A 25485-nucleotide genomic window follows, 5' to 3' on the forward strand; every position below is an offset into this window, starting at 1 on the left:
CAAGATCATCAACTACGATTTCAGGAGAAGTAGCAAAACCATGTATGGGTATAAGGGTTATAAGTAAAGTGAAAACCAATAACAAATTAAGCAGAGTACGGTTACTTTTCTTGATGTTTGCTCCCCACTTCACCACTTCTCTCCTTTCTCGCTTTGTTAGTTATAAGTTCGCAATACACCGCTGATTAAACCGTTATTGTATATAATTTTGCTAATATTGCGAAAAATCCGATGCTTATCGAAGAAGAAAATGACCGTCAACAGCATAAATACCGGTACCTTCAGGACGGATTTGACGAAAATGCCCGTTTTCCGCTCCGAACTGACCGCACTGCTTACTCCCTGCCAATAAATCCTCCGCAGCAGCCATTTCCGGCTAACTCTGCTGCGCGGAATTTTGTGCCGCACCCAGGCATGAGGCGTATAATAGACGGTATATTTGCTGCGGATTCGATCAATGAGCTCGGCCTCCTCGCTTGAAAGCAGGTTGCTTCCCACTCTGCCCAGATCCTCGCGAAAGGGTTTAAGCGAATGGAACACGGATTTACGGAAAGCTACATTGGCTCCGAATGGGATGGCCGGCTTTTTCATTTCTACAATTTCATGGGAATAATCCAAAATGGTATAGAGCGTCCTGTTTTCCGGCAAAAGCCAAGTCGGCTCCGCCACTTCCCATGCCGGTTCAATCCTGCCTCCAACGCAGCCGATCCGGGGATCGGACTCAAATAAGGAGACAATGCCGCTGATCCATTCCTTGGAAGCCATAGCATCATCGTCTAAGAACAGGACATACTCACCCTTCGATTCGCGAATCGCACGATTCCGGGCAACGGAGAGCCCCAGCCGTTCTTCATAAACATAAATAATCGGAATGCTTGTCATCTGATTGACTTCTTGAACAACCTGTTTGGTGTTGTCGGTGGATCGGTTGTCGACCACAATCACCTCAAAAGCATCCGTAAAATTTTGCCGTAAGAGACTTAGAAGCGCTTCTCTCACATCTTCGGCCCTGTTATGGGTGCATATTGCTATTGTCGCTTTCATGCTTTCACCTCGTACCGTTTCGTTCCGGTATAAACTTTTATCATTTTTCCGGCTATCCCCTGCCAGTCCAGTTCTGCCAGTTTTTTCGAGATGTGTTTCCGCGCCTCGTTCATATTCATATGGACTGCCATCGCCAGCGCCTTGCGCAACCCATCCGGGTCAGCAGGATCGTATAAAATTCCGCATCCTTCGGAAACATATTCGCTGAGCGAACCGAGCTTAGGCGCAACGACCGGCTTATAATGAGAGAGAGCGAGAATCGCGCTGCCGGAAGTCGTAATCTGGTTATAAGGCAGCACCATCACATCGCCCGCCCGTAAGTAGTCGACAAGCTCGTGATCATCCACGAAATGAGGATAAACCTTGATTCTGCCGTTATTAATCGGATCAATGTAATCCAATTTGTAACCGGCATCCACTTTTCCCGCTATGAGCAGTCCGGCCGACTCCAGATTCAGCGATACGAAAGCTTCGACCAGCTTTTCAACTCCTTTATAAGAGTTGATTCTGCCGATAAATAAGAATAGGAACTGTTCCGGAGGAATGCCGAATCGCTCTCGGATATCCGTCCCATTGCCGACATAGGCATCCACGTAATGGCCATGCGGCGTGACGATCAATTTATCAGCTCTTACCCCGAAAGTTTCGATAACTTCTTGTTTTACCGTCTCACTCATGACGAACCCTTTGTTGCAGACGGATAAAATAAACTTCCGCATCATATAATCCCATTTACTTTTCCCCGTCGAATGGGGCCAAATATTGTGAACGGTCCAAAATAACCGTACACCCCGTACTTTCAAAAACAAAAGAAGTCCGGCAAACAACATTGACTTCACGACCGTCAGCAGGAAAGTGGACGATTGATACGAGTAACTGGGCCAATGCATATGGACAATGTCTCCCTTTGCAGGTTTAAGGGTGTTCTTCGTATCGTAATGCTCCACCCGCAGTCCCTTATCCACGATGGACTTCGTCAGCAATTCGGAGTATTTGTTATATTGACTAACTTTGGGCCACATATAAACGGTTGGGTTACTCATCCATTCCACCTGCTCTTCCAGCTCTTTTAATTATCTTTTTTTCTCTCAGACGCCCGATCAGAAAGCGGAAATCGTCCTTGTCAAAAAGCATACCGGCAAACCGCACCTTGAACGCGACCCGCATCGCGGCTATCGTGACCAGCATTCTTACCATCGCTCCGATTAATAAAGATAAAGCTATTCCGTTCAGACCGTATAAAGGGGTTAATACGAAGAATAGTCCGACCGTAATCGCAAGCGCTATAACTTGCCGGATTAGCACAAGACCGGGACGACCCAATGCGTTGAACGAAGCAGCCAGAATCCATGAGCCGCCGCCGAGAATGCATTCGAACGATAGAATATAGAACGCGGTGCTGGCCTCCAGAAACTCCTTGCCGAATAAAATACCCATTAGGAATTTGCCGATGAATATACTCGGTACGACCACAATCGTCATCAGGATAAGCGACAACCGGAAAGCCCGGCCGACCGTTGAAATAATTTTGTCCTTATCCAGCCCTGTCAATTTCGGAAAGATGACGTTCGAGATGGCCGTCTGAACCGTATTGAAGACGCGGGAGAGCGCATAAACGACGCCATATAGACCGAAATCCCGCGGCGTGAGCAGCGATAATATAATGATTTTGTCAAACTGCGAATACAAGGTCCCCAGCAGCTCAACCCCAAACACCCTGCTTCCGTAATCGAACAACGACTTGGCCGCAACCCGGTCGACCATACGTTTGAACCAATCGATCTTCAGCTCGCCCCTCAACTTCCGCAAGGACCAAATGACGACGAGCAGCGTGGTGACCAGGTAGACGAACGAGGCAGCGTGGATATTCAGCACTCCGACCATAAAGAGGACGATGATACCCGCCAAATTAAATAGCGGAACAAACAGCCGCACACCGTTATAGACTTTGAAGTTGTCCGTGCTCTGCGCAAGCGCCGCAATCAGATTGACCGCAAGCAGCAGCGGCAGCGTCAGCACGGTGTACCATCTGGCGGTCTGAATGACGTCAGCCGAATAGTTGCCCAGCCAAACCGGCAGATAGATCCATGCAGCCACGCCCACAATGATGCTGACAGGGAGCTGGAAAAGAAATCCCGCCCTGATGTATTCCGCCCCTTTGCCGGTATGCCGCTTCATGTTGTAAATAAGGGAAGTGGGAAGTCCGAATCCGACAACGCCTACCAGGAAGGTCGACCAGAACAGAATCGCCGACAATTCCCCTTTGCCTGCGACGCCGAACATTCTCGCTGTCACGATGGAGGTCAGCGTGGTTATGACCATCACCATAAAATTAGTTGCGCTGGTACGCAAAATCGTTTGAACAAGACCATTTCCATTTAATAGTTTACGGATTGCCAATTGTGCCATAGACTACCTTCCCGGTTACTTGATGCATGACAGATTGATATAATTCCGTATGCCGTTCAAGCAGTGATTGTTTGGTAAACCTGCGGCTATGTTCCAGACATTGTGTTTGAATCGTTCTTTTTTGTTCAGCCGAAAGTGAATAATATTCCATTAACTTGTCTTGAATGGCTCCCGAACTGCCTGGCGCAAACAGATATTGCTTGCGATTCAGTACAACGTCAGGAATTCCGCCTACAGCTGAGGCGTATACCGGTGTGCCGACTTGATAGGATTCGATGATGACCCGCCCGAACGGCTCTTCCCAAATCGAAGGAACAACGGTAGCATCTACTTGGGCCATAAGCTCCCGCGCCTCATTCGGCTTCACTTTACCGGTGAACACGATGCGGCCGTCATTCCTGCACGCTTCCGAAAGCTCATCTTTCAGCTTTCCTTCTCCGCATACATATAGCCGCTCAATCACCTCTTCCGGTAAAGAGCGAACGGCATCGATGATTTCACGGACGCCTTTCTCCGGTTCGATTCTGCCGAAATAGCCGATGCGCAGCGGTTTTCGCTCAAAATCCTTCTCTCCCGCAACGATGTCGCCATCCACAACGTTCGGAATGACCAGGTGTTCAGCATTCGGAAACAAACCCGCTCCCGTATGACGGTTCAAAATATGTGATGATATGCCAACGACCGCGGAAACCCGTTTGCTGAATCCAAGCGAAGTCAGCTTGTATAACCGCGACAACAGAGGATTGGATATCGGCGAGCTGACCGGCGAGATGAGCGAGTAATCTCTTAATGTATGAACGATCGGTACGCCCGCTTTGAAGAAAGCGGTCCATATCCCGGCCCCGAAACCGGATAAATTCTGCGTATGGACCAAATCAGGTTTTATTTCCTTCAATAGGTTCGCCACAGTCCCGATCTGCATGGGATTGTAAATATCGATAAGTCTGCGAGCCACCTTATTCAACTTGCCGCGGTGTTCCGTATCGCCAATCCAATACAGATTGTTGTATGGCAGACGATGAACCGTAACTCCGTTAATCAACTCCGACGTTATACCGGCGTTTCTCTTCTGCCCGCCTGTCGTAATCACATGCACATCAGCAACTGATTTAAGCGTTTCGGCTAAGATTTGAGTCGATATTTCCGCGCCGCCAATAATATGCGGGCTGTACAAACTATTTACAACAACGATTTTCATGCCTTTCGTCTCCATTCGCTATAGATAGGTCTAACGGGCAGTATGTTACCTTTAACCCGAACGGGCACTTGTACTGGCATGCCGGTACGTATCGTTTCCGTTTCGAACCCTCCCCCGCGGATGAACCCGAACAACAACCAGAAATCCAGAAAAGCATAAGAATCAAAATTCATGACGAGTGAGATGCATAACGCAAAAGCGAATTTCGAATACGAATTTGCCCCGCAGCTGCGAAAAATCGAAACCAGAAATCCTCCAAAAAGGATAACCCCGATGAGGCCTTCCTCAGCGAACACCTTCGACACCATATTTCTCGACGTAGCGTCATAGGGATTAATAAATACCAGATCGTGTACCTCGCTGAATTTCAATCCGCTACTGAAATACTGCTGTAGGAGGGAGGCAAATTCCGTATAATAAAAGCCGCCGCCTACTCCAAAAATCGGATGTCTCGCAAATTCTAAAAAACCGATGGCCGGAAACACCAGCCTGACAAAAAATGAATTATCATTATTTATTAATTGATTGAAATTGAACTGAAACCGATCCGTAAAATAGCCGCTTATCTTGAACGTTTCGATCAGAAAGGGCACGCCTACAACAACGATTAAGGCGCAGACCGCCAGAACGACCAGCATCCGGCCTCTGTTCTTGTTCGTGACCAGTACATAAATGACCAGCGCGGTCAGCACCACGGTGTAAGCGTAAGCTGAGAAGGAAAGCACCATAAGCAGCATAGTTGCAAATAGCAGAAGCAGTTGCTTACGAAACCCCTGCTTATACAGGTAGAACATAATTAACCCGCCGCTCATCATATGAATAGCCGCCCAAGAAGGCTCGCCCGACAGCATTTGAATTCTCCGGAGATACACTTTCTCCGCGAACAGTCCCGTAAAGGCTCCGGAAAATCCGCTGCGGACGAAAAAGGAGTCGAATAGCTGAACAAAACCGGCAAATAGCGGAGGAATAAAGGCTATCGCAATACTTTTTGCAATGCGCTTTATAATCTCCGGATCTTCTTTCGCTTGCTCCGTTACATAGACCGATACCCGAAACATAGATAGGCCGAACAGAAGTGTAATAATATGCGACGCGCTGCTGCCGATATCACGGTTGATTAGCGCAACGATTAAGGAATGCCCGATGCTGTACATCACGAAGAGGAGATAGAAAACATCTCCCTTCTTGAACCTGAAGTCCGTAAACAGGAGCAAGATGGATGCAAGAAACATCGGAAACATAGATATCGGCCGATAGACCGAGAAAGGGATATACGGCAAGCTGTCGTACGTCAATAGCATTAGGGATAACATAAATAGCGCAATTACAAGATTTCGAATAACCAACACCTGCTCTTTGCGCAATTGCCCTACGATAGAATCAACTCCAGATTTTTACGGGTCACGGAGCTGCTGAAATGATGGGTCACGTAACGGATCGAATTGCGCGATACTTTTTCGTTTATCTCATTGTTGTCCAATAACAGGAGTACATTTTGTACCATCGCCTCCTCCGTTTCGCAGACGAACAGATCCTCATGATTGATTGCATTGATCCCTTCACTGCCGATCAGATTGGTTACGACTGGTACTCCCCAAGACATAGCCTCGACGATCTTCGTTTTAATTCCGGTGCCAAAAAGCAGCGGAGCGATCATTAAAGCGGCATCGCTTACGACCCGCTTAACGTTATCCACTTCGCCGGTTACGATAATGTCAGGATAGGTCTCCTGCAGCTTAAGCACTTCAGCAGTCGGGCTTTTGCCGATGATATAGAACTTTGCATTCGGTGCCTTCCGCTTTATGCCGGGCCATATCTTCTCACAGAAATAAACGACCGCGGAGCTATTGTGCGGAATGTCCATTTTCCCTACAAAGACGATCTTGTTCCTGTCATACGACCTTGGATTTCCCGTCGTTTTCTTATCCGGGTCGAATCTCATCGGGATGCCGAAACAAGAGTCATGGCTCACCATTTGCCGGAAGCTCTCCGCTTCTTTCGGTGAAGTAAAGATAAGGTGTTCGAAATTTCGGGCTGCGCTTTTTTCGTACTTGTGCAGCAACTTGCTTTCGAAAGCGACAAGCCATTTTTGAATGAACTTCAAATTTGCAAACCGCTTGATGCCGGATGGGAGCTTGTCCGAAAAACCGCCGAATACGGACGGAATGTACTGAAACCATTGCAGCTGCCGTTCATAACGCAATGACAGTAGATCATCGTAGCTGAGCACCTTTTGCGAGGTTCCGTCCGAACGGTATTCCGCTACGCGCACCATATCGTAAAAGATGAATTCCGGCTGCTCTTCCTCGATCTTTTCTTTAATCAGCCTATGCGTTCTCCGGGAGTAATACACGGATACTTGCAGCGGCCACCTTTGCAAGAGCAAGGAATAGACCAGCACATTGAACAGCTTCTCGGCCATACCAGGCAATTCTAGACTCACCAGGCGAGAAATCGCACCCGGCTGATCCTTCAGGTACTTCTTGTCATCAATAAACGACAAGTTCACGATCTGACATTCCGGATAAATATCTTTGATTTGCTCAATGTATTGCTGAAGCAGGTTTTTTCTGCCGTCCGTATTTGGAAAAGGCAGCCTGTTCGTAATAAACATCATCTTTTTCATCCATTTTCCGCCTTAAAAAGCATCTTTTGCCCCAAGAAGCACTTTGAATGTCTTGAATATGATTTTCAAGTCAAACCCAACGCTTCGCTCTTGGATGTACTTCAAGTCCAGCTCAACCATTTCTTTAAAACTTAATTCATTACGGCCGCTTACCTGCCAAAGTCCTGTACAACCAGGCTTAACGGTTAAACGCCGCTTGTCGTAATCCGTATACTCCTTGACTTCCCTTACAAGTGGAGGTCTTGGACCGACCAATGACATTTCTCCCCGGAGCACATTAATCAGCTGCGGGAGCTCATCAATGCTGGTTTTCCGTATGAACTTCCCGATTTTAGTAATTCGCGGATCGTTCTTCATCTTGAACATAGCGCCTTCGATTTCATTTTGAGCGAGCAGCTCCTTCAGCTTCTCTTCTGCATTGCTGACCATGGAGCGGAATTTATACATCCGGAACGGCTTCTCGTTCTTCCCGATCCTTGTTTGATAGAACAATACGGAACCTTTCGAATCTTCTAATTTAATCAGAATGCCAACGACAACAAACAGCGGACTTAAGAAAATTAATCCCGCCAGCGAGCCGAAAATGTCAATGGCGCGTTTGAGCACCGAGTTCATGGTATTCCTATACTCATTAGGAGTGTTTAATACCACTTCATCGCGATACTGCGGGGGCATCGTTATTCACCCCCTATTCCTATTAATTGTTTTCCAACTTCTCGCTCCAACAATTCCCCAAGCTCGCTTAAGAGCTGCTGCCGAAGCTCGTTATTCCGGAGCGCAAAATCGACCGATGTCATAATAAAACCGAGTCTTTCACCCACATCATAGCGCTTGCCTTGGAAGTCGTATGCGTAAACGCCTTTATCCATATTCAGCTTTTGAATGGCATCGGTGAGCTGAATTTCTCCGCCTGCGCCAATCTCCTGCAGTCCCAAATAATCGAATATATCCGGGGTCAGAACATAACGGCCCATAATAGCCAAGTTCGATGGGGCTTGTCCTTTCGGCGGCTTTTCCACAAAACGGTTCACTTGATAAAGTCGGCCCATCGTCTCGCCTGGATCGACAATCCCGTATCGGTCTGTCTGATCCGCATGAACCGTTTGAACGCCGATGACCGAACGTCCGGTTTGCTCATACTGCTCGATCAGTTGCCTGGTGCAAGGAACGTCGGCCTCTACGATATCATCGCCAAGCAGAACGGCGAACGGTTCGTCTCCGATAAAATTGCGGGCGCACCAAACGGCGTGGCCAAGCCCTCTCGCTTCTTTTTGCCTTATATAGTGAAGATTCACATTGGAGGATTTTCTGACTTTTTCTAAAATGTCAAGTTTCCCTTTGCTCTCCAACGTATATTCCAGCTCAAACGCGATATCAAAGTGGTCTTCGATCGCACGTTTACCTTTACCGGTCACGACGATAATGTCTTCTACTCCTGATTCAATGGCTTCTTCTACGATGTACTGAATGGTGGGTTTATCAACGATTGGAAGCATTTCTTTCGGCATTGCTTTCGTCGCAGGCAAAAACCGGGTACCAAGCCCCGCAGCAGGAATAATGGCTTTTCTCACTTTTTTCAATTGACTTCACCCTATCCTATTTATATTTTTTGTTCGCATTGCAGCGAGACGCTAAAAATGCGAGCTATGCTTTCGTTATCGCTGAGAGCATAGCTCGAATTTTTAGATAAAAATCCGAGGTGAAAATAAAATAAAAATAAAAATGCTAGGGCATTTAACCCTTCCTCACGTCACGCCCTTGACGATAAACGTCTAAGGTCATTTGACCCACAGCATGACCGAGTGCCTCCGGTAATAGAGGTGCAGGAGACATTACCTTCCCATTTGGACCCATCAACTTGGTGTAATGACGCTAAGCGTCGCTGCTAGCTTCGTATGTAGTAGGAATAGGATTCCGATTGTTTTCGGTTAATGTTATTGAGAACAACGCCGATAAGATTGGCTTGCACATGCTCGAGAGAGGCCTTCGCTTTGAGCGCTACTTCTTTTTTCACTTTTCCCGAATCGATGACAAGAACAACGCCATCGCTTTGGGTCGCAACGATTTGTGTGTCCGTTACGGACATGATCGACGGTGTATCGATGATGATTACGTCATACGTTTGCCTCAATTTCCCAAGCAACACCCCCATAGACTCCGACGACAGCACCTCTGATGGATTAGGAGGAGCCGGGCCTGCGGCAATGACCGACAGATTGTCCGTACTCGTATGCTGGATGACATCCTTCGGCTCTAACCGTTGCAATAAGGCGGACGTCAAGCCTTTATGGTTGGATATTGCAAAAATGTGATGCTGCGTCGGCTTCCGCAAATCCGTATCGATCACCAGCACCCGTTTGTTTGCTTGAGCGAAAGAAACCGCCATATTGGCGCATGTTATGCTTTTCCCTTCGCCCGGCCTTGATGAGGTAACCATAATGATCTGAAGTTTTGGGTCGTTCGTCGAAAACTCGATGTTTGTCCGCAGCATCCGATAACTTTCGGAGATCGGCGAATTTGGATTTCTTTCCGCGATAAGGTTCCATTTACGTATCAAGCGAGACATTGCTTCCCCTCCCTGCTCTTGGTGTTAGACTGGCTTTGCTGCCCCGATCAATCGTATCGCTCTCTTTAAACTTTGGAATCGATGTCAGTACCGGAAGCCCAAGCAGCATTTCGACGTCTTCTTCGTTCTTGATCGTTTCGTCCAAGTAATCCAGAAGGAAGGAAATGCCTACGCTCGCCATCAAAGCCAGAATGAACGCGACGGCAATATTCATAATCGGATTCGGGGCCACAGGGCCGCGCATCTCATTCGGATCCGCCAGATCCAAGACGAATACGTTATCAACCTTCATCAGCTCGGGAACCGATTTTTGAAAAACGGTCGCAACGGCATTCGCCGTATTCGCCGCCTTCTCATAGGAGTCATCCCGGACGGTTATGGTCATGATCTGCGTTTCAATAGCGGAGCTGACACTTACCTTGCTTCTAAGCTCCGTGTATGTACGAGCAAGATCCGGGTGCTCTTCGATGACTTTTTTCATCATGCGAGGCGAAGTAACGATTTGTTTATAGGTTTTGATGAGTCCGATCGTGGAGCTAATGGAGCCTACGTCTATGCTTGGAAGCAGCGTACTGCTGTCCTTGTAGTCGTTGACGATTAGTGTAGCGGAAGCTTCATACTGCGGTTCGATGAAGTTGAAGGAGTAAATGCCGATGGCTATGCAACTTACTGAAATAATTAAAGCACTCAATAGCAGTCTTCTTTTGATGATGTTCCAATATCGTTTTAATTCCAAATCTTTTCCTCCGTTACTTGTTCAGTCTTCTTCAACAGGCTTGCAAGTAATGATTCATAACGAGAATATAATAGATACATTATTCAAAACGAGAACTTTTCAGCGTGAGGAATTGTTGATGCATCCCGCTTCATCAATTCTCCGTTCTTATATGGCCTTTTATCTTCCCATCTTCATAAAATCATCCACTGTACCGCCGTTTATGACATGCTGCATCATATCCTCCGAGCCTGCTTCAATTTCATTTTGCTTTAACAGAAGCGATACGAGCTCCGCCATGTCGATCAGCTCGTCTTTCGGATTATAGCCGGTTAATACAAGCAGTTCGGCCAATGATCCCCCATGTTTCGTCATATTTTGATTGGCTATCGAAGGATCATCGGATAATCTTTTCAAAAACTGCTTTAGCCGTAACCGTTTTTGCTCCTGATTCAAATCGTCCATTTCAACGAAATCCTCCATTTCCAAGCTTACTCGTTCTTATTCGTAAGTTCAGATTGCTACAGATCGACATATTACACAACAATAATTAGGAGGTTCTAATATTAGTAATATCTAATTTTTGGTTTGTTTCGTAAAGTCTTTGAAACTAGTATGGCACAGATTATATAAATTCATGAGGGAATAAAGACATGTTGTGCTTTAGACATTCCTTCTCATTTTGATAATAATCCTCTTAAGGACTTACTCCTATTTTATCCAGTTTTCCGACCATATACCTTTGCATTTCATTGAAAAAAATAGAATTTTATCGAATGAAAGCGCTTTATGACTTTCATGGTCCTTCCGATTAAAGACTCATTTCAGTATAGTTTTAAACTGACCGAATCCCTTGTGGAATAAAGATTGTAATCAATTCCCATTTGTATTCAGCCGCCCTTTTTCCATAATAAAAGACCATGATTTCAACGCTGACCCAGGACTAACGTCCAGTGTCCTATAAAAACCTGACACGGAAATGCATTCGACAATATTTGCAATCGATATATTTAGGTCTTCATAAAAAATGAAAGCGGTTTTTTTTCTAAAAAAAAGAATAAAAAGAGCTATTTCACTCCAAATGGGTATGCTCGATCTCTTAAAACATCGATATATGATAAAAGATGACATTTATTAAATCACATTTTCGATTGACTCTAGTATTTCTTTACCAGCCCGAAAATATGAAAGCAGTCGTCGTAATGCCCCTTGTGATGAGGAAAGCGTCGAGCCGTCTCATACTCTTTATGGGATGCTTATTTCTTGCTATCTATGAAGCTTTGCCTAATCATGATAAAGTAGTGTGGTAAATACTTACTTAAGATGAGCTGCTGCAATTGAGGTGTCCGATGAGCTCTTTTCTTCAAATAAAAATTTATCGTTATAAGTTTATTGCGTACGTCGTCTTCGTCGTGACCATCGGTCTCGCGCTTGGCACGCTGACCTGTGCCATGCTCTTGAACCAATGGATTGGCGATGCCCGTCTAGAGGCCGCTAATGCTTTCGCGGGCGTAGAGAACGAGCTTCAGTATGATGCCGACCGGATTGAGGCGTATATGCAGCGCATCTACTCCAATCATAGTTTGATGGATGATGCTCGCAGCTTTCTAAGCAGCAGTGCCGAAGGATACTTAACCGATAGTTTGCAAAACAGCCAATTCTCTAAGCCGCTCGTATCTTTTCCGGAGGATATTAAAACCTACCTGTACAGCTGGGCGCAAGGCGGAATAACGCAGGTTAGTCTGCATACGGGCCAATACGGCAATGTCGTACACTTTAACGATAACGGAATTGCAAGCTTCCTATTCGGTCTTCCTAATACAGACGAGGCATTCCGCGATACGATCCTCAAGGGATTCGTATATCGCAAGAAACTATCGGATCTGGCACTGGGCTCGGGCTCTAAGGAATTAGGGGAGCTCCGCTTCTTGGTCAGCAGTGATCAAATCTTTGAATCTATCCAAAATTATCGCTTGGGCAAGGCCGCTGCAATCAGCGCTTCCGGCGAGATCTATCTGATCGGTAACGAACAGGATCAAGTCTTGAAGGAATTAGCCCTTAAAGCGGCGGCGAACGGACGAAGTCACGGTTATATTTCGAATGGATTTTTTGAGCATAGCTTCTATATTACGTTCCCGTCCACGAAGTTCAATTTCAAATTCGTAAGCATCGTTGATTTATCCATGCTCATTCGACAGCATGCCAACATGCTGATCACCATCTTTCTGATCGTTATAACGACCATGATTAGCGTTCTGCTGCTCATTGTGTACAACCTGCGGGATGATTCCCGGTTCCTGCACCGTATCATTCAATCGATTGGACGCGTGAAAACAGCCAACTTCACCCCTAATCGTCCTGCCCGTTATCGCCGCAATGAATACGGCATGATCGCTAGGGAATTAGACGATATGATTCAACAGCTGGATAAGCATATCCGCAATGAATATTTGCTAAAACTCAAACAACAAGAGACTGAAATGAAAGCGCTTCAAAGTCAGATCAACCCTCATTTTCTCTATAATACGTTAGAGGTCATTCGCTCCACTGCCCTTGTTAATCAGGACCGTGACACTGCTGATGCCATTGCTACGCTGGGGGCGCTCTATCGCGAAATCGTCAAAAAAGAAAATATTATCACGATCGCAAGCGAGCTGGAATTGCTGCAGAAGTACTTGGAGATTATGGAATTCAAGTATCCGGAACGTTTCTTTTACCAACTTAATGTAGACCCGGCAATACTCTCGATTCCCACCGTGAAATTTTGGATGCAGCCTTTGGCGGAAAATTTTTTCGTCCATGGCTTTAGCTCCAGCAGCGAGTTTAACTTGTATGTCGTGAATGGGTGGGAAGCCGAACAGCATTATGTAATGGAATTCGTGGATAATGGGCGCGGTATCCATGCCGACCGTTTGCAAGCGGTACGAAGCACGCTGTCGAGCCAGGACGATCCTTCTTCCGGAAGTATCGGTTTGCGCAACGTATACACACGGCTTCACTTCTTTTACGGAAAAAGCTTTTCTATAGAAATTGAGAATAACGAGGAAGCTGGCGTTAAGATTTCTGTACGAATTTCAAAAGAGGTGATTGAACATGTACAAACTGTTGATTATCGATGACGAGCCTCAAATTTTGGAGGGAATGAAGCGGATTCTGGACTGGAAGCAATACGGTTTCAGTCGGATCGATACGTGCGAATCTACGGAGGCGGCCATGTCCATGGTTGTAGATCTGCAGCCGGATGTCGCCATATTTGATGTGTGTATTGGCAAAAATCTCGGCTATGAAGCGATCTACAGACTCAATGAGCTTCACATCCCTACCAAATATGTGATCATGAGCGGTTACAGTGAATTCAAGTATGCCCAAGAAGCCATTCGTTGCGGTGTCAAAGACTATTTGCTCAAGCCTGTTGACCGTACAAAGCTGCAGCATGTGATAGAGAAAATTATAGTTGAAGATCTGGGTGGTACGATCGGCAATACAAGCTGCGAGAGTCTGAACAAAGATCCTGTACTTGGCGTAAGCTACGACCGCTTATCCAAGCTGGTCAACCGCATTCTGCTGATGATCAAGACGGAGTATGCTCAGAATATTACCTTGAAATCAGTCGCAGAGCGCTTCCAGATGAACAGTACTTATCTTGGACAACTATTTCTCAAGGAATCCGGAATGAAATTTTCAGAATATCTCATGGCTTACCGCATGTTCCTGGCGCAAGAACGCATTCAAACGTCGGATGAGAAGATTTCTTCGATCGCGCTTTCCGTCGGCTATAACAATCTTAATTACTTCTACACCCACTTCCATACCTATTTCGGAAAATCCCCCTCCGATCTGCGGGGAAAAGGGTAGCAACGAGCTTTGCGGAAAGGAGGATATCGATGCTAAAGTACCCTAGACTCAGATATATCTTCATGACAATCAGTATTATACTGCTGCTCACAGCGTATACGACCGGTTGCTCCCGGCAGCCCAGCAGAAACAACGACGATGTGTACGAAGGCGATACTGTCAATTTGATTTATTATACGATTGGAGAGCCAGACAAGGATCTGAAGCTCGTCAACGATAAAATCAATGAAATGCTGGCTCGTAAAATCGGCGTGACGATCACTTATATCAAGATTGGCTGGCAGGAGTACGAGGACCGGCTGAACACGCTTATATCCGCCGGCACTCCCTTCGACATTGCTTTTGCCCCCAACTATGCAGCCACCACTACGCGCGGCGCTTGGCTGAGACTTGATGATTATCTGACTAGTCTCGGCAAGGATATGTACGACGCCATTGATCCAACCTTCTGGCAGGGGGTGCAAATGAATGACGGAGCCATCTATGGCGTGCCGACCAATAAAGAACTGGCCGTGCGCGATCATTGGATGTACCCCGCTTCCATTGTGAGCAAGTACAATATCGACATTTCCAATTATAATACGCTGGAATCGCTAGAACCTTTGCTTCGGATGATTCAGCAGAATGAGCCTGCCTATGTACCCATGGAGCTAGATCGAGATTCACACAACTTCTTCGCACTCTACGGCTACGAATATATCGTGAATCATAAGGTTCCCTTAATGGTGAAATCGCTGGAGCCTGACGCCAAGGTCGTGAATATTTTCGAAACTAAGGAAGCACGGCAAGTATTAGACACCTTGCGGCGTTATTATAAGGAAGGCTTCATTAATAAAGACGCGGCGCTCCGCGAGACCGGCGGACTTAAGCGCGGAGATAAAGTGTTCTGGAAGTCCTCCGGCGGCGGACCTCTCTCGGAGACGACTTGGAGCAAGGATCGCGGCTACAAGGTCGTATCGAATCCGGTAACTCCTAGCGTCGTGACTACGGAATCGGTCCGCGGCGGTATCATGGCTGTCAATGCCAACACCAAACACCCCATTGAAAGCATGAAGTTTCTGAATCTGCTCAATACCGACCCAGAAATTCGAAACCTATTCAATTATGGTATCGAAGGGGTGCATTATACGCTGAATGACCAAGGACAGACGACCCCCATTCCAGGCAAAGACAGCCAAGGCAACCCGATTCCGGATGGGCCGGCGAGCTATGCAGGCGTCCAATATACACAAGGCAATTGGTTTATCCTGAGAACCATGGGCGGCGATAGCCCCGAACCCCTCGATAAATGGGAGCTGTTCCGCCAATATAATGCGGAGTCGATCAAGTCCGCCGTTCTCGGCTTTACTCCCGATTTATCCAAGCTGACCGCTCAAATCGATAACATTGAGATGGTTTGGAGGAAATATTATGCTAGCCTCATGACCGGTACCGTCGATGTTGACTCGATCCTCCCCAAGTTTAACGAGGAGCTGGGGCAAGCAGGCATTGAGGAAGTAGTTAAGGAAGTTCAGAAGCAGCTGGATGCGTGGCGGGATGAGGCGGGTGGTATAGCGGGCGTTAACTAAAATAGAGCAACTAACGCGAGCCTCGAACCGTGATGCATAGAATGAAAAAAAGCCGAGCATCTGCCAGGAAGTTTTCCTGCAACTGCTCGGCTCTATGCTTACAAACGGATCGTCCGCTTCTCCGTGCTAGAACGAATAACGGCATCCATGATCTGTTGATTGCGGTACCCGTCCATGAAACTTGGCAAGCTGTCCGAGGCAGCCCCGTCCAGCAGCGTCAAGAAGTCGCCATACTGGGATACCTTGCACCGCTCCGGCACATCGATGACCGCCTTGACCAACTGGCCTGGCGCTTCCTCTCTAATCCATATGAGCTGATCTGGATTCAGCGTCGACGCATGGAGCGTGCCCGTATCTCCGTATATCGATACTTCATGCTGATTGCCCGAGCCTATCGCATTGCGCGACGACTGGAAGATACCGACCTCGTCTCCCTCCATACGCGCCTGGAAGCTCACGAAATCATCGACCTCGATCTTCACCATACGGCCAGTTGCCGGAACGGGACGCTCGGGCACGAGGGTGCGCATTTGCGCAGACAGCTCTTTGAATTCGCCGAACAGAAATCGCGCCATATCGATCATATGCGATCCGAGATCGCCAAGCGTTCCCGTGCCCGTAATGTCTTTGTTGAACCGCCAAATATAAGGCGTATGGTTCGGAACCGCTCCCCAGCTTTGCAAATATTGAATCGAGAAGCTTCGCACCGCACCGAGCTTTCCTTCCCTCACAAGCTCCCTTGCATAGCGGAAGGCCGGGGTGTAGCGGTAGCTGAACCCAACCATACCGTTCACCGGCCGCTGCTCATACAGCGTGAGCAGCTCAGCCGCCTCCTCGAATAGGCGGGTGAAAGGCTTCTCTGCGAGAAATGGCATGCCTGCCAGCAGACAGGCGCGGACGATAGCGGCGTGGACGTTATTCGGAGTCACGGATACGACCGCATCCACGTCCGAGTCGGCAATGAGCCGCTCGAAATCACGATACCTTTTGCCTGCCGGAATCCCGAGCTGTTCTCCTCTTTCCGTTAGCGCTGCTTCATTCACATCGCTTATCGCAACAATCGTATAACGGCCTTCCTCTTCCATCCACCGCATATGCGAATGCGCCATTCCGCCAAGACCGATCAATCCGATTCGATAGTTGTTCATTGTACGTCCATATAGCGGTTGTACGCGTCTTCGTAAATTTTGATCAGCTTCTCGAGGCCCATATCGTTCAGCTTCTTCATGTAATCGTCCCAATCTTGGTCGACGCCACCTTTCGTAATCCATTTGGCGCGGGTGCTTTTAATATAGCTTTCAATATCCGTAATGAGCGTCGGCAGCTCCGCATATTCCTCTATCGTATACATCACATCCGGGAATGGCTCCGTCACATATTCCTTGCCCAAGTCGTCGAGCTGCAGCTTAAGACCATCACCGCTGGACGGGTCGAGCTTGATGCTCTTCTCGAATTCCGGGCTGACGTATTTCGGTCCGAAATCCCTTAGCGAGCTGTCCCAGTACCAAGCGTCCGCGCTTGTGCCGTCCGGCGGATCCATAAGCGTATACGTGCCATCGTCATTTTTCTGAATCGATGTGCCAATTGCGCCCCAGAAGTTCTGAATGCTCGCTTCGCCGGTGTAGAATTGATCCGCCCAACGCGCTGCGATCTCCGGATGCTCGTTGCTGGCCGTGATCAGTACCTCGTTGCGCCGGAAGCTTAAGCCGTTCGGGTCGCCAACCTGATATTTGTTCCCGTCCGGTCCGGTGATTGGCGCGATCGTCTCATACTGTTTGCTCCACCCGCCAAACACGGCGTCTGGCGTCCATTGGTACGAGAAGCCGATCAATGCGGCGTCCGGATTTTGCCGCTTGGCTGTCAGCATCGTCGAGTCCTGCGTGAACGTTTCTTTATCAATCAGTCCTTCTGTATACAATTTGTTCGCCCACGCAATTGCCTCTCTATAGGCTTCCGATGTAGGGAAATATTCCGGTTTGCCGTTCTTAAGCACCATATGATTGCCGCGAATATCGGTAATGCCAAATGGGGCAAACAGATTCATATCGACATCCTTCGTATCGCTGTACGGAATTTCATCTGCCTTGCCGTTGCCGTTCGGATCCTGCTCTTTGAACGCCTTCAGCACCTTGTATAGGTCGTCAATCGTCTCAGGTGCCTTGAGGCCGAGCGTGTCCAGCCACTCTTTATTGATGACCGGCTGTATCGAGGAATACGGGCGCGACGGCAGTCTCGCTGGCAGCGAATAGATTTTGCCGTCAGGGAACGTGCTTAATTTCTTGAGTTCCGGCATCTCATCCATCGCCGCTTTCAGATTAGGCATATACTTATCGATGTATTCGTCGAGCGGGCGGAAAATACTAAGATTGTTCACAATATCGGAATCTCCGAATGCCATATTGCCCATGATAACGTCCGGAAGTTTGCCGCTTGCGAGCATGACGGATTTCTGAGCTTCCCAATCGTTGGATGAAATGACTTGCCAATTGATCTTGACGTTCGACGCCTTCTCCAGCTCCTGCAGCCAGGTGTTCTTCTTGAAGGTATCCCCCATATTGCCCCAACGAATCGTAAGGACATTCAGCGTCACCGGTTGGTCGACGATCGGCATGCCTTCCAGATGGAAGTTGCTGTCAGACGTTCCGGTCTCATTGTTCCCCGTATTATTCGGGGCGACCGCATTCGGCTCATTGCTGCTGCAGCCTGCTAGCACGGTAGCGCCTAGTACAGACAGCATAACGAGGCCGGACAGCATTTTTCTCATGTAACTCTTCGAACTCATTGTCATGAATAACTCCCCTTATTTCATGATAAATGCAGTTGTTGCCATTCTCCGAAGCTGGATTACTCCTTCACAGCGCCGATCATCACCCCCTTATTGAAGTGCTTTTGCACGAATGGGTAGATGAGCATGATCGGAACCGTAGCAACGATAATGACGGAATACCGCAGCAGGTTAGCGAGACGCAGAGCGATTTGAGCCGCTTCTCCGGTACCGAGCGCGGTCTGCATCTGATTGGTAACTAGAATATCCCTTAACACCAGCTGCAGCGGGTACAAATTTTTGTTTTGCAAATAAATAAGGCCGTTGAAATAGGAGTTCCACTGACCGACCGCGAACCATAGCGCCAATACCGAAATGATCGCCTTCGAGAGCGGCAATACCATCAGCACATAGAATCGAAGATTGCCGCAGCCGTCAATTTGCGCCGACTCCCATAGCTCCGCCGGAATGCCCGTTCGGAAGAAGGTGCGGGCCACGATAATATCGAAAACGGCTACCGAGAACGGCAATACCATAACGAGAAACGTATCGTAGAGATGAAAATCGCGAATCGCCAGAAACGTAGGCACCAAGCCTCCGTTAAAGAACATCGTGAATATGAAGAAAAGCGACAAATATTTGCGTCCTACAAGATCCTTCCTCGACAATGCGTAGCCGGCCGATATATTGACGACTAGACCGATCAAGGTGCCAACGATCGTATAAGCGATCGTATTCCGGTAGCCGATCCATATATTCGAATGCTTCAGCAGCTCCTTGTATCCATCAAGCGTGAACCCTTTGGGCAGCAGCCATACTTGCCCGTTCCCCACAGCCGAAGGATCGCTGAAGGAAGCGATAACAATAAAGTAAAGCGGATATAAGACTATGATAAGCACAATTGTAGCCCAAATGTACGACAGCGTCTCCAGCAGCTTGTCGCCGTAGCCTATTTTCTTTGGTCTCTGCGCCCATTTCGTTGCAGCCTCCATAGCTGTACGACCTCCTCCTTTTACCAGAGACTGTTCTCGGAATATTTCCTGGATACCCAATTGACCAGAATAAGCAGCGTGAAATTAATGAGCGTGTTGAACAAATTGATGGCGGCCGAGAAGCTGTACTGAGAGCTGAGCAGCCCGATCTTGTACACGTAAGTCGAGATGACCTCGCTACCGGATATGTTCAAGTTGTTCTGCAGCAAATACGCTTTCTCGAAGCCGACGCCGAGCAATCCGCCAATGCGCAGAATCAACAGCGTGACGGCCGTCGGGATGAGCATCGGAATATCGATGTAGCGAATCTTCTGCCACCGGCTCGCTCCGTCCACCGTTGCCGCTTCATACAAGCTGGGACTGACTGACGACAGCGCCGCGATATAAATAATGCTGTCCCAGCCCGTATGCTGCCAAACGTCGGACCATACGTACAAGCTGCTGAACATACTGGCCGATCCCATCAAATTAGGCGCCTCGGCGCCAAACAGACGATAGAGATGGCCGATCAACCCATTCCCGGGCGATAGTAGAATCATCATGATGCCGACAATAACAATCGTGGAGATGAAATGCGGCATATAAGTAATCGTCTGGAATGCCCGCTTGAACCTGTTCGCCCGCAATTGATTGACGAAGATGGCGAACATAATCGGTATGGGAAACGTCGCGAAGCTGTAAAGACTGATCCATACCGTGTTCTTAATCGTGACCGAGAATTGGTAGGAATGAAAAAACTTCTCGAAATATTTGAACCCTACCCAAGGACTGTCCATAATGCCCAGAACCGGCTTGAAATCTTTGAACGCGATAATGACCCCGTACATTGGCTTGTAGGTGAAGCATAGCAGCAGCACGACAGCAGGCAACAGAAGCAAATATAAGCCCCAGTTTTTGCCGATTCTATGCATGTAACGGTGCAGATTGCCGCTAGATGAACTATTTATCAAAAATTCGAACCTCCCTTTGCTGTATATTCGATCATACAGTTCCTTCTTGCCTTACAAACTCAAGTATACGGGCAACGGGCGATGCGATTTGGACCTCTTGAATAGCACATTCCGGACATTCGAGCGATCCAGGACGCTATTCGCGCTGCCGCCGTTCTCCCCAGCTCGTGCCGACATACAATCCAGACTTTTTGCTGTCACTATCCAGACTTTCAGCGGTTTGGCGAATGTAACCGTTTGCATTTTATTAAGCCCGGATTATAATTATCAGACAGTACTATAGATCTCGATCATGAGAGGCTTATAGCGAGGAGTTGCGGAGCAAATGGCCAAACAAGCGGAGAACAAGCTATATCCGATTCAACATTATGTCAAAATCATTCTCGTCATTTCGTTTTCCGCGCTCATTCTGGATTTCATCATCAGCTTCGCGTCGATCGCGATCGTCAAGCAGCAATCCGCACGCGATTTGCGGGATACCGCTTATTTGTACATCAATCGAATCAACAGCGACTTTTCCTATATTAATCACTTCATGGGCTGGACGCTGGCCAACGACGAGAATGTGAAAATGATGGATACGCACGATACGACCGAGGACCTATTCATCAAGGCCAACGATGCTTTATACCGACGATTCGTCGAGCTGCAAAAAAGCTATGACCAAAGCTATAACTTCTTTCTCTTCTTCGATAAGAAGGAAGTGATGTTCAACATCGCGCCCATGGGCGTGACGTACAAGGAGTACCAGGAATTGCAGCAGCACATTCATACTTACATTAAAGATAAAGACAGGCTCGTTTACGAACAATTCTATTCACGGTGGTCGACCATCCAGTTAGCCGAAAAATTTTATATCATTAATATCGTTCCTTATCAAAACAAATACATGATCTGCCTAGTCGATGCGGACGATCTGATTCGCCCGTTACGCCAAATCAATCTGGGAGAGAAAGGTTATGCTTCCTTGCGGACAGAAGACGGTCGTCTTGCAACAAGTCCATTCTCGAACAAAGGAGAACTGATTGATACCGAGCCGGACAATTCATCATTCTTGCACGCGCTCCAAACGAGAACAACGGTCAATGGCGAATTCGACAATGCTTCGTTCTTCGTCAAGCTCGTCATTCAATTCGGCGCGTTCGAGAAAATGATGATCGTCCAGCTGCTGATTGTGCTGCTGGCGGCCATTGTCGCCTGCAGTTTGAGCTTCATTATGCTTTATTTCCGGAACAAGGTGCTGCAGCCGATCAAGAGCTTCTCGTACAATCTAGCCTTCTGGGCGGAAGACGGCGAACCGCTAGACAGCGCAAGCAGCAAAATCGTCGAGCTGGAGAAGGTGAGCAAGCAGTTCGCTCAATTGGTTAAGCAGATCAAAGCCTATAAGATTGACATTTACGAGCGCGAAATCGAGAAGCAGCGCATTCAACTGAATTACACGAAGCTGCAGATCAAGCCCCACTTCTTCCTGAACTGCCTGACGACCATTCATAGCATGGCGCAGATGGACATGACCGAGGAAATCCAGCAAATGGCGTTGTCCACATCGGTCTACTTCCGGTACATCTTTCAGAACGGTCAGGACTTCGTTCGTATGGAGGACGAAATCGAGCATGTCCGCGTGTATTTGGAAATTCAGAAGAATCGTTACCAAGGCTCGTTCCTGTATCGGATCGAACAGGCCGAGCTTACGCGGGATACGCCGATTCCGCCGCTCGTGCTGCAAACCTTCATAGAGAACGCGATCAAATACGCGGTTTCTCGCGAAAACCAAGTGCTGATCGAGCTGAATGTCGAACGCCGCCTTTTCGAGGACGAAATGATGACTGTCATTCAAATGTCCGATACCGGACCGGGCTTCGCTCCGGATGTACTGGATAAGCTGCAGCACGGACAGCCGCTCGATCAGACCACCGGGACGCAGATTGGCATTATGAATACGACTCAACGGCTTGCCTATTTGTATGACAATCGCGCATCGATCCGCTTCACGAACCAGGATGGCGGCGGCGCCTGTATCACCCTCTATCTTCCGGAGCTTCCGGCCATACCAATCGAGAATGGGAGTGCAGCCCGATGAACGTACTGCTCGTAGATGACGACTACTTTGTCGTGACCGCGCTGGAGAAGAAGATCGACTGGCCGTCGCTTGGCATCGAGGCGGTCTACACCGCCCATAACGTCGCGCAGGCGCGAGACATTATGACCAATCATCCGATTCACATTCTTATTTCCGATATTGAAATGCCGCAAGGCAGCGGCCTGGAACTCTTAGCTTGGATTCGCGAGGAGAAGGACAGCGTGCAAGCTATCTTCTTGACTAATTACGCGGATTTCAACTACGCGCAGAAGGCGATTGAACTGCGGAGCTTTGAATATTTTCTGAAGCCGATCCAATTCGATAAGCTGGTGCTCATTATTCGGAAAGCCATCGAACAGGCGAAAGAGCAGCAAAAGCAGGAGAAAGCGATTCAAGAGGGCTACTACTGGCAACGCAATCAGGCCAAAATTCTCGAACACTTCTGGCGCAAGCTAATTAGCTGCAGCGTCTCCGTCCCGCTCAAGCCGGCGGAAGTTTCCCGTTCCGTTGACGAACAGCATCTATCTTACGGTATGAACGATCTCGTTCAGCCCGTGTTGTTCAATCTCTTCCCTCACGACGGCAGCATGGGATTCGATGAGAAAAACCTGTTCGATTTTGCTCTGCAGAACGTCCTATCCGAGCTGTTCCAGCATCCCCAATTCACGGTGGAGACGGTGCTGGAATACAGCTTGCATAACTGGATCGCCGTCTTGAAATGGGCGCAAGCGCCGGATGCCGAGACGCTGGATGAGCTATGCGCCTCGTTCATTCAGCAAGCGAACCGCGTGCTGAAATGCGATGCCTGCTGCATCGTCGGCATGTCCGGCACGCTTGAAAGCATCAGCCCGATCACTCGGCAATTGCTGCAGCTCAACTCGGACATTGCGAAGCGGCGCAATCAGATCTTCTTCGCCGAGCATGGTCATCGGCGGGCGGATGAAGCTTATAGCCCGCCTAATCTCGCCCGGCTGGAGGAACTGCTTGAGCGGAATCTGCCGAATGAGCTGATGCATGAAATAACGAAGTATTTGAACGATTATTCACAGCAGAATCATTTCGCTACGTCAGTCCTTGGTCTGTTCCGGCTCGACATGATGCAGCTCGTCTACGCCTTCCTCAAGTCCAAAGGCATTCAGGCGCATCAGCTATATACGAGCAAGGCCAATGAACGACTGCTCGCCCAGTCCTTGAACTCGATCGAGGATATGGAGGCTTACTTGCGGTACTTGGTACACACGGCCATGTCGTACCGCGATTTTGCCGAGCAACCCAAATCGGTAGCGGAGGAAATCAAGCTATATATCCATGCACATTACGGAGAAGACCTGACCCGCCTTAGCCTGGCGGAGGTCGTCTATCTTCACCCTGATTATTTGGCCCGGTTGTTCAAGAAAGAAACCGGCGTATCGCTCGGCACCTATGTGATCAGAGCCCGAATTGAAGCTGCCAAGCAACTGCTCCGAACGACGCAGCTATCGGTATTTACCGTTGCGAAGAAGGTCGGCTACGCCAATTATTCCTATTTCGCGAAGGTGTTCAAGCAAGAGAGCGGCATAACGCCGATTGAATACAAGCAAGACAAGACAACCTGACAGTCATTGCTCGATGCACGCACGGTACTTATTTCTTGAATTTAGCTTTTATAAGTACGATTACTCCGCCAATAAACATTCCGACAATTGCCCATGTTGCAATAAATAATATCGAATCCATAATATATGCTCCTTTATTCACATCGTTTGCTACCCTGTAATTTCTTCTAATATATCATTTCCTGCAAACAGGAAGCCGTCTTGTTTGTTTCGTCTTTTCAACACTTGTCTAGCCGTCCTGAGTTCTAGGGGAGCGAACATATTTCGGTCGAAATGCACTCGGCGCCATGCCTGTCCACCTGCGGAATTGTCTAGAGAAATGGCTTGCGGATTGAAATCCAAGCTGTTCGGCTAATTCCTCCATCGAATAGGTCGAATGCACAAGCAAATGCTTCGCCTGGTTAAGAACCATTTTACTCCTATATTGTCGCGGCGATTGCCCGTAAACCTTCGTAAATATATGCGTGCAACGACCGCGACTGATCCCTAATGAGGCTGCAATTCCAGCTATTGCTCCATGAGTTTCATTGCGTAGTTTTTCTTCAATCGCATGGGCCAGCTCCGTTTCAAATACGGAGGCGTTCTGCATACTCCCGTCGCTCATCGGAATCGGACTACGCGCTTGTTCGCTGTACTTTATAAACTCACTAATGATTCCTAGAGTGTGGGATTGGATAATAAGGCGATCTAATGCTTTGTCATCATCAATGGTATCTACGCGAATATTGTGCAAAAACGCCTCTTCAATAGCGCTAAAATGTGTCGGTAACGATAGCCCCGCAGCCTCTTCTGCCTTAATGATCACGTAATCGGCCTTGCATAACCTCTCACGTATGATGGGATCATCCAGATCGAAATGCAAATTAAAGAAACGATAAACGGAAGTTGGGCCATTCTCGGTAGCATGTGAAATGCCGGACTTTATTAACAGCCAATCCCCGTTGCTAATCGTAAATACATGATCGCCAATCGTTTGCCTTATTTCTCCTTGTTTACAATGCAATAGTTCAAAAAGGTAATGATGATGCCGCGGATAAGACCAATTAGGATGAAACTCTCCCAAATGACAGCCGATAATCTGCAGCGTACTCGTTAGGTTAGGGAGTGAATAATGAATATCCAT

General features: G+C 47.9%; 21 protein-coding genes. 5 read left to right on the top strand and 16 right to left on the bottom strand.

Annotated elements, in window-relative coordinates; translation table 11 throughout:
• Window positions 1–156: 156 nt before the first annotated feature.
• The 11 genes from V8F51_RS24150 to V8F51_RS24200 form a co-directional block, all read right to left on the bottom strand.
• Window positions 157–1044 (bottom strand): glycosyltransferase, encoded by an 888-nt coding sequence (locus tag V8F51_RS24150; protein ID WP_337103071.1) that lies wholly within the window; start codon window positions 1042–1044, stop codon window positions 157–159.
• The gene (locus V8F51_RS24155) at window positions 1041–2087 is read right to left on the bottom strand and encodes a glycosyltransferase family 4 protein (RefSeq protein ID WP_337103072.1); all 1047 of its coding nucleotides are present in this window, start codon (window positions 2085–2087) and stop codon (window positions 1041–1043) included. Before V8F51_RS24155 ends, V8F51_RS24150 begins: the two co-directional genes overlap by 4 nt.
• On the bottom strand, window positions 2080–3453 hold the full coding sequence (locus V8F51_RS24160; protein ID WP_337103073.1) for a lipopolysaccharide biosynthesis protein: 1374 nt from the start codon (window positions 3451–3453) through the stop codon (window positions 2080–2082). Before V8F51_RS24160 ends, V8F51_RS24155 begins: the two co-directional genes overlap by 8 nt.
• Window positions 3431–4651 carry a glycosyltransferase family 4 protein gene (locus V8F51_RS24165; RefSeq protein ID WP_337103074.1) on the bottom strand — a complete coding sequence of 407 codons (1221 nt, stop codon included), beginning with the start codon at window positions 4649–4651 and terminating at the stop codon, window positions 3431–3433. Before V8F51_RS24165 ends, V8F51_RS24160 begins: the two co-directional genes overlap by 23 nt.
• Complete coding sequence (locus tag V8F51_RS24170) at window positions 4648–5952, bottom strand: O-antigen ligase family protein (RefSeq protein WP_337103075.1); 1305 nt, start codon at window positions 5950–5952, stop codon at window positions 4648–4650. The genes V8F51_RS24165 and V8F51_RS24170 overlap by 4 nt, the downstream gene beginning before the upstream one ends.
• 68 nt (window positions 5953–6020) lie before the next feature.
• Window positions 6021–7277 (bottom strand): glycosyltransferase family 4 protein, encoded by a 1257-nt coding sequence (locus V8F51_RS24175; protein ID WP_337103076.1) that lies wholly within the window; start codon window positions 7275–7277, stop codon window positions 6021–6023.
• Between the two features lie 12 nt (window positions 7278–7289).
• Entirely contained in the window at window positions 7290–7952 is a 663-nt protein-coding gene (locus V8F51_RS24180) for a sugar transferase (RefSeq protein WP_337103077.1), read from the bottom strand.
• Between the two features lie 2 nt (window positions 7953–7954).
• Complete coding sequence (gene galU, locus V8F51_RS24185) at window positions 7955–8857, bottom strand: UTP--glucose-1-phosphate uridylyltransferase GalU (protein WP_337103078.1); 903 nt, start codon at window positions 8855–8857, stop codon at window positions 7955–7957.
• Between the two features lie 305 nt (window positions 8858–9162).
• The gene (locus V8F51_RS24190) at window positions 9163–9843 is read right to left on the bottom strand and encodes a CpsD/CapB family tyrosine-protein kinase (RefSeq protein WP_337103079.1); all 681 of its coding nucleotides are present in this window, start codon (window positions 9841–9843) and stop codon (window positions 9163–9165) included.
• The gene (locus V8F51_RS24195) at window positions 9824–10579 is read right to left on the bottom strand and encodes a YveK family protein (RefSeq protein WP_337103080.1); all 756 of its coding nucleotides are present in this window, start codon (window positions 10577–10579) and stop codon (window positions 9824–9826) included. Before V8F51_RS24195 ends, V8F51_RS24190 begins: the two co-directional genes overlap by 20 nt.
• Window positions 10580–10738: 159 nt before the next feature.
• Window positions 10739–11023, bottom strand: a complete 285-nt coding sequence (locus V8F51_RS24200; protein ID WP_337103081.1) for a hypothetical protein — start codon at window positions 11021–11023, stop codon at window positions 10739–10741.
• A gap of 884 nt (window positions 11024–11907) precedes the next feature.
• Here V8F51_RS24200 and V8F51_RS24205 point away from each other — a divergent pair.
• The 3 genes from V8F51_RS24205 (at window position 11908) to V8F51_RS24215 (ending at window position 15981) form a co-directional block, all read left to right on the top strand.
• Window positions 11908–13677, top strand: a complete 1770-nt coding sequence (locus V8F51_RS24205; protein ID WP_337103082.1) for a sensor histidine kinase — start codon at window positions 11908–11910, stop codon at window positions 13675–13677.
• Entirely contained in the window at window positions 13652–14413 is a 762-nt protein-coding gene (locus tag V8F51_RS24210) for a response regulator transcription factor (protein ID WP_337103083.1), read from the top strand. Before V8F51_RS24205 ends, V8F51_RS24210 begins: the two co-directional genes overlap by 26 nt.
• A 62-nt stretch (window positions 14414–14475) precedes the next feature.
• On the top strand, window positions 14476–15981 hold the full coding sequence (locus V8F51_RS24215) for an ABC transporter substrate-binding protein (RefSeq protein WP_337103084.1): 1506 nt from the start codon (window positions 14476–14478) through the stop codon (window positions 15979–15981).
• Between the two features lie 98 nt (window positions 15982–16079).
• On the opposite strand, the gene V8F51_RS24220 is transcribed toward V8F51_RS24215, so the two are convergent.
• Genes V8F51_RS24220 through V8F51_RS24235 form a run of 4 tightly spaced genes read right to left on the bottom strand, consistent with a single transcriptional unit; the run spans window position 16080 to window position 20648 of the window.
• Window positions 16080–17129 carry a Gfo/Idh/MocA family protein gene (locus V8F51_RS24220; RefSeq protein WP_337103085.1) on the bottom strand — a complete coding sequence of 350 codons (1050 nt, stop codon included), beginning with the start codon at window positions 17127–17129 and terminating at the stop codon, window positions 16080–16082.
• Window positions 17126–18769, bottom strand: a complete 1644-nt coding sequence (locus V8F51_RS24225) for an extracellular solute-binding protein (protein WP_337103086.1) — start codon at window positions 18767–18769, stop codon at window positions 17126–17128. Before V8F51_RS24225 ends, V8F51_RS24220 begins: the two co-directional genes overlap by 4 nt.
• Before the next feature lie 56 nt (window positions 18770–18825).
• Window positions 18826–19737 (bottom strand): carbohydrate ABC transporter permease, encoded by a 912-nt coding sequence (locus tag V8F51_RS24230; protein ID WP_337103087.1) that lies wholly within the window; start codon window positions 19735–19737, stop codon window positions 18826–18828.
• A gap of 20 nt (window positions 19738–19757) precedes the next feature.
• Window positions 19758–20648 (bottom strand): ABC transporter permease, encoded by an 891-nt coding sequence (locus tag V8F51_RS24235; protein WP_337103108.1) that lies wholly within the window; start codon window positions 20646–20648, stop codon window positions 19758–19760.
• A gap of 364 nt (window positions 20649–21012) precedes the next feature.
• Between V8F51_RS24235 and V8F51_RS24240 the strand changes: the two genes are divergently transcribed.
• Together V8F51_RS24240 and V8F51_RS24245 are read left to right on the top strand one after the other, a co-directional pair.
• Window positions 21013–22767 (top strand): sensor histidine kinase, encoded by a 1755-nt coding sequence (locus tag V8F51_RS24240; protein ID WP_337103088.1) that lies wholly within the window; start codon window positions 21013–21015, stop codon window positions 22765–22767.
• On the top strand, window positions 22764–24362 hold the full coding sequence (locus tag V8F51_RS24245) for a response regulator transcription factor (protein WP_337103089.1): 1599 nt from the start codon (window positions 22764–22766) through the stop codon (window positions 24360–24362). Before V8F51_RS24240 ends, V8F51_RS24245 begins: the two co-directional genes overlap by 4 nt.
• Window positions 24363–24591: 229 nt before the next feature.
• Here V8F51_RS24245 and V8F51_RS24250 read toward each other — a convergent pair whose 3' ends face one another.
• On the bottom strand, window positions 24592–25485 hold the full coding sequence (locus tag V8F51_RS24250) for a helix-turn-helix transcriptional regulator (RefSeq protein WP_337103090.1): 894 nt from the start codon (window positions 25483–25485) through the stop codon (window positions 24592–24594).

Origin of the sequence: Paenibacillus sp. YIM B09110 (assembly GCF_037167145.1) — a bacterium.
Classification (GTDB): Bacteria; Bacillota; Bacilli; order Paenibacillales; family Paenibacillaceae; genus Pristimantibacillus.